The 7896-nt window shown below is 44.5% G+C and carries 10 protein-coding genes and 1 pseudogene; 2 read left to right on the top strand and 9 right to left on the bottom strand.

What is annotated here, in order from left to right:
• The 7 genes and pseudogenes from QUB10_RS26580 to QUB10_RS26550 form a co-directional block, all read right to left on the bottom strand.
• Nucleotides 1-708 (bottom strand): hypothetical protein (locus tag QUB10_RS26580; protein WP_333206167.1); only part of this gene is annotated, 708 nt, incomplete at its 3' end.
• Entirely contained in the window at nt 701-1228 is a 528-nt protein-coding gene (locus QUB10_RS26575) for a phage tail protein (RefSeq protein WP_333206166.1), read from the bottom strand. The genes QUB10_RS26575 and QUB10_RS26580, both read right to left, overlap by 8 nt.
• A 21-nt stretch (nt 1229-1249) precedes the next feature.
• Nucleotides 1250-1402: pseudogene (locus tag QUB10_RS26570) on the bottom strand (DUF6760 family protein); the annotation flags it as partial.
• 17 nt (nt 1403-1419) lie between these two features.
• Complete coding sequence (locus QUB10_RS26565) at nt 1420-1785, bottom strand: phage tail assembly protein (RefSeq protein WP_333206165.1); 366 nt, start codon at nt 1783-1785, stop codon at nt 1420-1422.
• A gap of 69 nt (nt 1786-1854) precedes the next feature.
• Nucleotides 1855-2307 (bottom strand): phage tail protein, encoded by a 453-nt coding sequence (locus tag QUB10_RS26560; protein ID WP_333206164.1) that lies wholly within the window; start codon nt 2305-2307, stop codon nt 1855-1857.
• A 183-nt stretch (nt 2308-2490) separates the two neighbouring features.
• A complete protein-coding gene (locus QUB10_RS26555; RefSeq protein WP_333206163.1) occupies nt 2491-3624 on the bottom strand; it encodes a phage tail sheath subtilisin-like domain-containing protein in 1134 nt (377 codons plus the stop codon).
• 153 nt (nt 3625-3777) lie between these two features.
• Entirely contained in the window at nt 3778-4983 is a 1206-nt protein-coding gene (locus QUB10_RS26550; protein ID WP_333206162.1) for a phage tail sheath subtilisin-like domain-containing protein, read from the bottom strand.
• Between the two features lie 545 nt (nt 4984-5528).
• Here QUB10_RS26550 and QUB10_RS26545 point away from each other — a divergent pair.
• Both QUB10_RS26545 and QUB10_RS26540 read left to right on the top strand, forming a co-directional pair.
• Nucleotides 5529-5822 (top strand): hypothetical protein, encoded by a 294-nt coding sequence (locus tag QUB10_RS26545; protein WP_333206161.1) that lies wholly within the window; start codon nt 5529-5531, stop codon nt 5820-5822.
• A 42-nt stretch (nt 5823-5864) separates the two neighbouring features.
• Nucleotides 5865-6161 (top strand): hypothetical protein, encoded by a 297-nt coding sequence (locus QUB10_RS26540; RefSeq protein WP_333206160.1) that lies wholly within the window; start codon nt 5865-5867, stop codon nt 6159-6161.
• Nucleotides 6162-6341: 180 nt separating this feature from the next.
• On the opposite strand, the gene QUB10_RS26535 is transcribed toward QUB10_RS26540, so the two are convergent.
• The gene (locus tag QUB10_RS26535) at nt 6342-6905 is read right to left on the bottom strand and encodes a DUF4255 domain-containing protein (RefSeq protein ID WP_333206159.1); all 564 of its coding nucleotides are present in this window, start codon (nt 6903-6905) and stop codon (nt 6342-6344) included.
• 174 nt (nt 6906-7079) lie between these two features.
• The coding region (locus QUB10_RS26530) for a carboxypeptidase-like regulatory domain-containing protein (protein ID WP_333206158.1) at nt 7080-7896 on the bottom strand (817 nt) is incomplete at its 5' end.

Genomic DNA, 7896 nt, shown 5'->3' with positions numbered 1-7896 from the left:
TAGAGGCGAATTTTGTTGTTCTGTAGAAGTAGCACTGCTATTTTGTGTAGTAGAAGGTGCAATTAAATCAAGTGTTTGCTGCACCTGCATTGATTCAGCATTTTGGCTTGACACTACAGGCTGTGGTGTAAGCTTTTTAGTAGCATTAGTGCTGGTATTGGATTGAGCAGAAGGTGAATTTAAAGCAGGTTTTTGCTGCACCTGTGTTGACTCAGCACTTTGGCTTCGCACCAAAGGTAGCGGTGAACTGGACACCTCAACAGCGCTACTGAAATCTTTAGCACTGTTTGCTACTGGCATCCCTCTAACAGGAGCGATCGCACTTGGAGATGCGCTAGCACTTTTCGAGGATGTGGGAGCAAATTTAGCTTGAACTACGGCTCTTGAAACTCGCCCAGAAGCAGGTGAATTTTTAGGTGTGACAGTATTTGCAACATTTGCCTCGCTGCTGAGAGGCTGGGCGTAGACAATTGACACTTGGCTTGCGGGAAGATTGTTTACGCCAGAAAAGCGACGTTCCAATTGGGATACTAATGGAAGTCGGTTGGAAAAGCGCTGGGATCGCGAAAGAATATTTCCAGCTAACTGAACCTTGTCAATTACCCCCGGTTTTACTAGAGGACGCATCAAACGCTCTTGAAAGCCAGGATCGATCGCATTCTGCCAATTTCCCTTATTGCTTGCTGGCGAGTTATTAACTTCAGACATACGATCCCCGCAAACCTAAACTAAAGAAAGGTTTATCAATTCCTTGATGAACCAATTCCACTCTTTCAATCGCTACCTGAGAAGTATTACTTGCATTCAATTGAGGGCCTGACCACTTAACGGGATAAGCATTTTTAAAATTCCACCACATTACAGGTAGCCGCTGTTGGTCAAACAAAATAATCGTACCATTTTTTAGTTGAACTTTCCCAGCCGCCGCCGCTTGATACCAGAGCCAGAGCGTATCTACATCAGTAATTCCGTGACTCAAAATCAGGTTAGAATATTTTGTTCGTTTTGGGAAATGATGGGTGTATCCATTCACGCCCCCTTCCGCATAAGACTCCAACTCAATCTCGCTTTCTAATCCACTGACTTCAGTAAATCCTCCCGTTACTAACCCGCCAATTTCTACTAAAAAATTGCAGGTTAAATAGGGATCTGAACGAACACCCAACATTGCATTCCAACCTAATTTATTCGCCAATTGTTCCTCACTTGCTACTAGCCTAAGAAGCATTCATTATCGAGCCGAAGGGCACTAACCACGTCTCGTTTGGTTATCGTTTAATTTCTGATTAATCCGGACAATTTCTGCTACCCATTCCTGCCTTTCTCTGTGTACAAAATTTACGATTTGCTCGTAAGACCAATGAAAGTGATAGGCAATATACGCTACTTCTTCAAGCAGCCGATCGGAAGGGTAGCAAGCTACTCCCCCACAGGCACAGTTTCTACTTCAAATTCACCTTGGCAGTGAGGGCAATTTACCAAAAGGCGGCTATGTCCGTTTTGATTAATGCGTTGGTAAAAGTCTTGTAAATAAACGAGATCGGCAGAGAATAAGTTTTCTATCAGTTTGGGGTTGATATGCTCAACTGTTCCCAGTCGAACGATCACTCGCGATAAAAGAATAATCGCTAAATATGCCGGATTTGCTTGCACGCGAGGATCTCGAATTGGTGCAATCTCGTCATAAGCAGTAGCTAGCCGCATCGCCCCTTCTCGGTGAACGTTGCCTTCTGTATCTACATAACCTTGCGGGAGAATGAAAGGAAATTCAGTCGGCTGCAACATAGTTTAAAGAAGGGGAAAAGGGAAAAGGAGGAGGGAAAAACGTTTTCACTGAGGCGAAAGGATACGATCTTACGACCACTTATCGACAGTTACTCCTTCATGGGCGAGTTCTATATATTCCACTGATAAGTCATTATTCATGGCATCAAAATGTGACATACTCCAGGTTACGGGCCAGCAGTTTGTAAGATTCCAGCGAATTTTTTCTCTTCCTGCCTCATCCATCAAGACGATCGAAACTTCACGGCGTTCAATTTCTCCCTTCATAATTTTGGCTCGCCATTGCCAGAGTTCGTCATTGTTGGTAGTGCCTCGTTTAAGGGTGATGTTGTTATTGTTAATCATTCCGGGTATTTTACGGACGTTAGGGGGATCGGTTCCTTCCCGATATACAATTGCTGTTTGATGAGAACTTAAACCGTTACATTCGACGAAACCTGCGTGAATGATGCCGTTCCATTCCACATAAAAACTATGTGAAAAATACGGGTCTGGTTTGTGTGGGGCTTTAACGTCGGGCATAGGAAATACTCCTTGAAGGTGAATAAAGCGAAAAGAGGAAAGGGGGAAAGCGAAAAAAAAAGATTGTTTGGTTGGCTTGTATTTTTATACTTACTATTGCGATCGCAGAGATATTGTTAGTGTTGTGGTATTGGGAAAACAATCTTTACTTCTTTTTCCATTTCCCTTTCTCCCTTTCCCCAATTAAGTAGACTGGGTTAAGACAACTCCAGTCGTGCCGTGAATGAGGCGAACGATGATAAATTCGTTCGGGATGGCAGGTGCCAAACCAATTTCTGTTACTGCTTTTCCGATGTCGCGCAGTTCTGGCGGGTTAGTTTCTGCGTCGCATTTGACGTAAAAGGCTTCTTGCGGTGCGTTTCCTTTCAGGGCTCCTTGTTGGAATAAAGATTGAAAGTAGGTCGTCAATTCTCGATCGATGCGAACCCATAATTTGTAATCATTTGGCTCGAAAGCAATATCAGCAAGATTGCGATCGATCCAGCGACCAACGGTTAAGAATAATCGCCGGATGTTGAGATAACCCCAAGCAGGATCGTCGCTCAAAGTACGGGTTCCCCAGATGCGAATACCTCTCCCTCTGAAAGCACGCAGGCAGTTAACTCCCGCCACTTGATTTTCAGGATAGAGAGTGGCAAATTCTGCTTCTGATAAGTCAATCTGTAAGTCAAATACGCCTTCGAGAACCTGGTTAGCGGGTGCTTGGTGGACACCAACAGCGCGATCGCAACGGGTATAAACACCAGCAATGTGACCGCAGGGCGGGATGTAGGAACCGTTCTCGATCTTGATCCAGGGGAAGTACAAGGCACCGTTGGCACTCCGCAAATTTTGCCGATATTGGTGGATTTCCGATATTTGCCTTCCCGCCGTAAAGCTTGGACAATCTAGAATGGCAAACCGATCACCCATGCGATCGCAGTGATCCAGAATTGCCGCCTGCATTTCCTGCACCTGTTCTTTGGCGAGGCTCTCCCCCACAATATCTGGCGCACAGATTAAGTCAATCTCGTCGATCGACTCCAATTCTTTCAGTGCTTGTAATAACGCCTCTTTTAGGGAAATCCCATCTTTGGGGAGGCGAATTGCGTAGCACGGAGTCCCGCCGTTTCCGAAAAAACCTTCTACAGCACGGTACAGGTAGCCATCTTCTAAGGGCTGACCAAAAGTTGCGGTAAACTCAGGCCAAAGAGTGAATCGCTGAACTGTATTAATTAACCCTTTTTCTGCAAATCCCAAAAATGCAGGTACACCTGTAATCAGGTGTGAGGCAGGTGCCGGGAAGATATCCTCTTTGTAAACACCGGGGATGAGCATAAGGAAAAGGGGGAAAGAGGAAAAGAGGAAAAGAGAGAAACTGGGGAAGACGATGGCGGAAACAGAGGTCAGAAGCGGTGAGAAGGAAGACAGGAAAGAAGCAATGCTTTAACAGTTGCCGTTTCCTTTACCCCCTTACCTCCTTTCCCATTTTTAACTAGCCCCCGGCCCAGCCCATTGGCTAATGCGGAAGATGACGAATTCGGCTGGTTTGACGACCGATACGCCAATGATGGTAACAACCTGACCGAGATCTCGCAGTTCCGGGGGGTTGGTTTCTTCATCGCACTTGACAAAGTAAGCTTGTTCCGGCGTGCTGCCAAACAAAGCGCCGCTGCGCCAAACTGTGAATAAAAAAGCATTTACATTGCGACGAATTCGCGCCCAAAGATCCGGTGCATTGGGTTCAAAAACCGTCCATTGAGTTCCTTCGTCGATCGACTCCCGTAGATAGCTGAACAGGCGACGGACGTTGATATATTTGAATTCTCCGTTAGCATCACCTCCGAGAGTACGTGCGCCCCAAACTCGAATGTCGCCGTTGAGCTTCCGAATGCAGTTGATGCCAGCAGGATTGAGTCCGTCCTGTTTGGCTTTGCTGATACTATATTGAAGTCCAACTGCTCCAAGAACCGTTTCGTTACCGGGAGCTTTGTAGACTCCTCTTTGGGTATCTACGCGAGCGTAAATACCTGCGATGTGACCGCTAGGTGGCACGTATATTTGACTGTTGCTAGCCGGATCGAAAACTTGAATCCAGGGGAAGTATAAAGCTGCATAATCTGAGTTGAAGGGCTTGAGCGTATCTACGAGAGTAGGGCTGCTTAAGTCTACTGTTTCGGGAGAGTCAAGGATGGCAAAGCGATCGCCTAGTTTTTGGCAATGGTCTTTGATTGCAGTTTGGATGGTTGTGCTTGTCTGTCCGGGTACGAGAACGAGGGCAATTTCATCAATTGCTTCAAAACTTTCTAGAGCAGAATTGAGTTCGCTCTCACTGGTAACTTTAACAACATAGCAGCGTGTTCCTCCATTTCTGAAGAATCCGTAAACTGTATGAGCGAAGGTGTTTTGCGCCGCGTTGCTTGGGGAAAAGTCACCAAAAAACTTCTTAAATTCAGTGAAATTAGTACAAAGTTTGATTTGGCCTGTTGCTGCATACTCTGGAGTCAAGGAGGAAGTAGCCTGACTTGAGGAAGAAGTCTCAGTTGTTTGACTTTTTGAGGTTGTTGTCTGCGAACTTGTGCTTTGGGGAATCAACCCAATAAACCCTGCTGTACTTGTTCCCACTCCTACTATTGGGGAAGTACCTGAAGGAACTTCCTCAACATAAACACCTGGAGATAAATAGGTAGTTGGCATCGTATTTCTCCCTAATTCAAGAAGTAAACCAAAATCTTTGCTCTACTTTAACTACCTTTACAAGTTAAGAAATCTCGATAATTTTTAGTCATTTTGAGCGGTGCTTGTTCCAATAGCCTGAAGAATGAATCTTCTCTGCTAGATGGCAAAACTTTCCTACCAACATTAACAAATATCCTCATCTTGTAAACTTGTCAAGCTTAATTTAAAAAATTAAATATTTTTAACAAATTTACTTTATGTGTTTTTTTGATAAAAATTATTTCTTTGTTTTAAATTTTATTTAATTAACTCCTTACAAAAATTATTTGTATAACTAAAGTGGGTTGACAAAAACAATTTATTATGTACTAAAAATATAGATTCCTAAAAAACAATAGAAAACAATAGAGCAGATTTTATGTATGTAAAGGCTGTTCCAGCGTTAAGCGGTTTTAACTGCGATCGCGTTTGCTCCTACTGAGACAAACACTTCTTAATAAAGGAAATTGAATATTTATGTAAAATAAGAGAACTACCCTTTACAAAATCTAATAAAGTAAGTTATGGCAGCTAGACAGCACGTTTCCAGAAAAGCACCAGCTTCCTCAACTAGGACTCCGGTGAGTAAGAAGTTTGAGCCGCGCCCGTTCACCTCTGCTGCTCGATCGCAACAAGCTACCCCAGAAAAGCAAGTTTCCCCACAGCCGGAAGCTAACGTATTGAGTCAGGTGCAAGTCTCTCCCAGAGCAATGGTTCAGCCTAAGCTGATCGGCAGTGCTGGAAAAGCACAGTCTGCCCAACCACAAGTGAGAATTCAGAGAGATGATTACTCTGTAGGAGGACCGCTAGCTAAATAGCGATCAGTCCCAAGACACCAGTAAATTTTCGTAGGTGAGATTATGGCAACTAAACAGCACGTCTCCAGAAAAGCACCAGCTTCCTCAACTAGGACTCCGGTGAGCAAGAAGTTTGAGCCACGCCCATTCACCTCTGCTGCTCGATCGCAACAAGCTACTCCAGAAAAGCAAGTTTCCCCACAGCCCGAAGCTAACGTATTGAGTCAGGTACAAGTCTCTCCCAGAGCAATGGTTCAACCTAAGCTCATTAGCAGTGCCGGAAAAGCACAGTCTGCCCAACCCACCGCTAGAATCCAGAGGGACTATGGCAAGGGTTTGGGAGGTCCTCTAGCAGCGTAGCAATGAGTCCAAAAAGCGCAGAAAAAGGGGGAAATTCATAGATTTTTCTCCCTTTTTATTGTTTGCACTCTCAAGCAGCAATTTTTAGATTACAGGGACTCTGTATTTAGTGAGGGCGACGATTAGGAAAGTTGAATTCTTTTATTCCCTTTTTTCCCTTTCCCCCTTTTCCCCTTGTCCCTAAATGTTCTTATCCGTAACAAGGGGGACATTCTCTGAAGCTTCGTGAACATTTACTGAGAGGGTCACAGTATAGTTCAGTATTGCTCTAGGTTTTCCTCCCATTGCTTGCCAGAATTCTCCCATACTTTGTAACTGCGAGGGTCGCAGACTTTCTACTCGCAGGGGAGGTTGCTGTCCTTGAAGCGTTCCCTGGAGAAATTCAGGTGGGATTTGAGGATAGCGTAACAGCACTTTCATCACCTCACCCAGTAAGCGATGTTCTGTTTGTGCGTCCGATCGATCTACTGGCCAACTCGAAATAAAGTAAGAGCAGTCTACCCTAACTGGGGGACGCTTTCTGGTTGCCGTGCCGTTACCGTGACGTTCCACAAGCCATTCGGTGTTTCGCAATTCCAAGTTTTCCCGCACGTCATAGAGGAAAAGGTTGATTGCTGGCAGTTGCACCTTAGTAGGAAATTCCGCGTCGGGAGTAGCAAAGCTAATGCTGATGCGCTCGGCTAAGGCAGACGGGAGTTCTTGCTTAAGCACTTTTTCTAGAGTTTTATCTAAGTCGTCAAGCATTCTTTGCCTTCCTGACTGATTTTTGACATTGCGTGTAGTGGGAAAACATTGTAACTCAAATTAGTTTTAGTTAAGAAAAAATTTTAACCTCCTTAAAAGGGAAAAATAGTTCCACTTAGCAAGCAAACATGATAACTCTTTGTATAAAAGAACTTTTTATGTTTGGCAGTTTCTTTAGCTGCTTGTAAGAACGAAGTTTAAGTTTTGCACTACTCCTTGGCTGAGTTGTGTGCTTTGGGAAACTGACTGGAAGCCTCGCGCCGAAACATGGATATTAACTGTGCGCTTTAACGGAGGTTTTGAAGTTTCTAGACCGCCAAACAGATAGTTCCCTTTGCTGTCACTAAAAATATAATTGGTAGTTCCTGCAATTCGTATTTTTGCTAAAACTATAGGAGTTCCATTTAAATCTGTTATTTTACCCTTTATGGCTGTTGGTGGCAGAGTCATGTTAGCGGCAGTTTTCACGTAGTTGCTTTTGGCATCTCGACTTGCGATCGCTTTCACTTGAGCAGTGCCGTAGCAGGTGCCAGCACTCGGTAGGGATGCAGTTAAGGTATATTCACCTTCGGGCAAATCCAAAAAGTAAAAATACCCATCAATCGCTGTTCTCTTCCGGTCTGGGCGATTTTCAAGAGTCTCCCATTTACTTCCGTACTGTTGCGATCGCAATACCAACCACTGTTTAAAAGTTTCTGGCATTTGCGTTATCTCCACTAAAGCATTCTGAATGGTCAACCCAGTTTCGGCATCGCTAATCTGCCCGTAAATTGCGACTTGATGGCGTGCAGGTTTTAACTTAATCCATGATGCGGTTTTAGGATTATCGGGCTTTGTCCCCATTGCTGCAAAATCGGTTGTAGGTTCGCTCTGTTCTACAGGTTCTTCTTTTTCGCTTGGGATAAACTGTTCATTTGGCTCTAGAGAACTGGGTTGGTCATCCACTGGGTCGGTTGGCTCTGGAGAACTGGGTTGGTCATCCACTGGGTCG

The sequence above is a fragment of the Microcoleus sp. B5-D4 genome (genome assembly GCF_036705145.1).
In the GTDB taxonomy this organism is placed as follows: Bacteria; Cyanobacteriota; Cyanobacteriia; order Cyanobacteriales; family Microcoleaceae; genus Microcoleus.
The sequence above is the reverse complement of the archived record's forward strand: the minus strand, read 5'-3'. Positions and strand labels throughout refer to the sequence as shown.

Bases quoted from the DNA above. Each gene is read 5' to 3' on its own strand.
- QUB10_RS26575 (WP_333206166.1), bottom strand. From the start codon at position 1,228: ATGCTTCTTAGGCTAGTAGCAAGTGAGGAACAATTGGCGAATAAATTA.
- QUB10_RS26565 (WP_333206165.1), bottom strand. From the start codon at position 1,785: ATGTTGCAGCCGACTGAATTTCCTTTCATTCTCCCGCAAGGTTATGTA.
- QUB10_RS26560 (WP_333206164.1), bottom strand. From the start codon at position 2,307: ATGCCCGACGTTAAAGCCCCACACAAACCAGACCCGTATTTTTCACAT.
- QUB10_RS26555 (WP_333206163.1), bottom strand. From the start codon at position 3,624: ATGCTCATCCCCGGTGTTTACAAAGAGGATATCTTCCCGGCACCTGCC.
- QUB10_RS26550 (WP_333206162.1), bottom strand. From the start codon at position 4,983: ATGCCAACTACCTATTTATCTCCAGGTGTTTATGTTGAGGAAGTTCCT.
- QUB10_RS26545 (WP_333206161.1), top strand. From the start codon at position 5,529: ATGGCAGCTAGACAGCACGTTTCCAGAAAAGCACCAGCTTCCTCAACT.
- QUB10_RS26540 (WP_333206160.1), top strand. From the start codon at position 5,865: ATGGCAACTAAACAGCACGTCTCCAGAAAAGCACCAGCTTCCTCAACT.
- QUB10_RS26535 (WP_333206159.1), bottom strand. From the start codon at position 6,905: ATGCTTGACGACTTAGATAAAACTCTAGAAAAAGTGCTTAAGCAAGAA.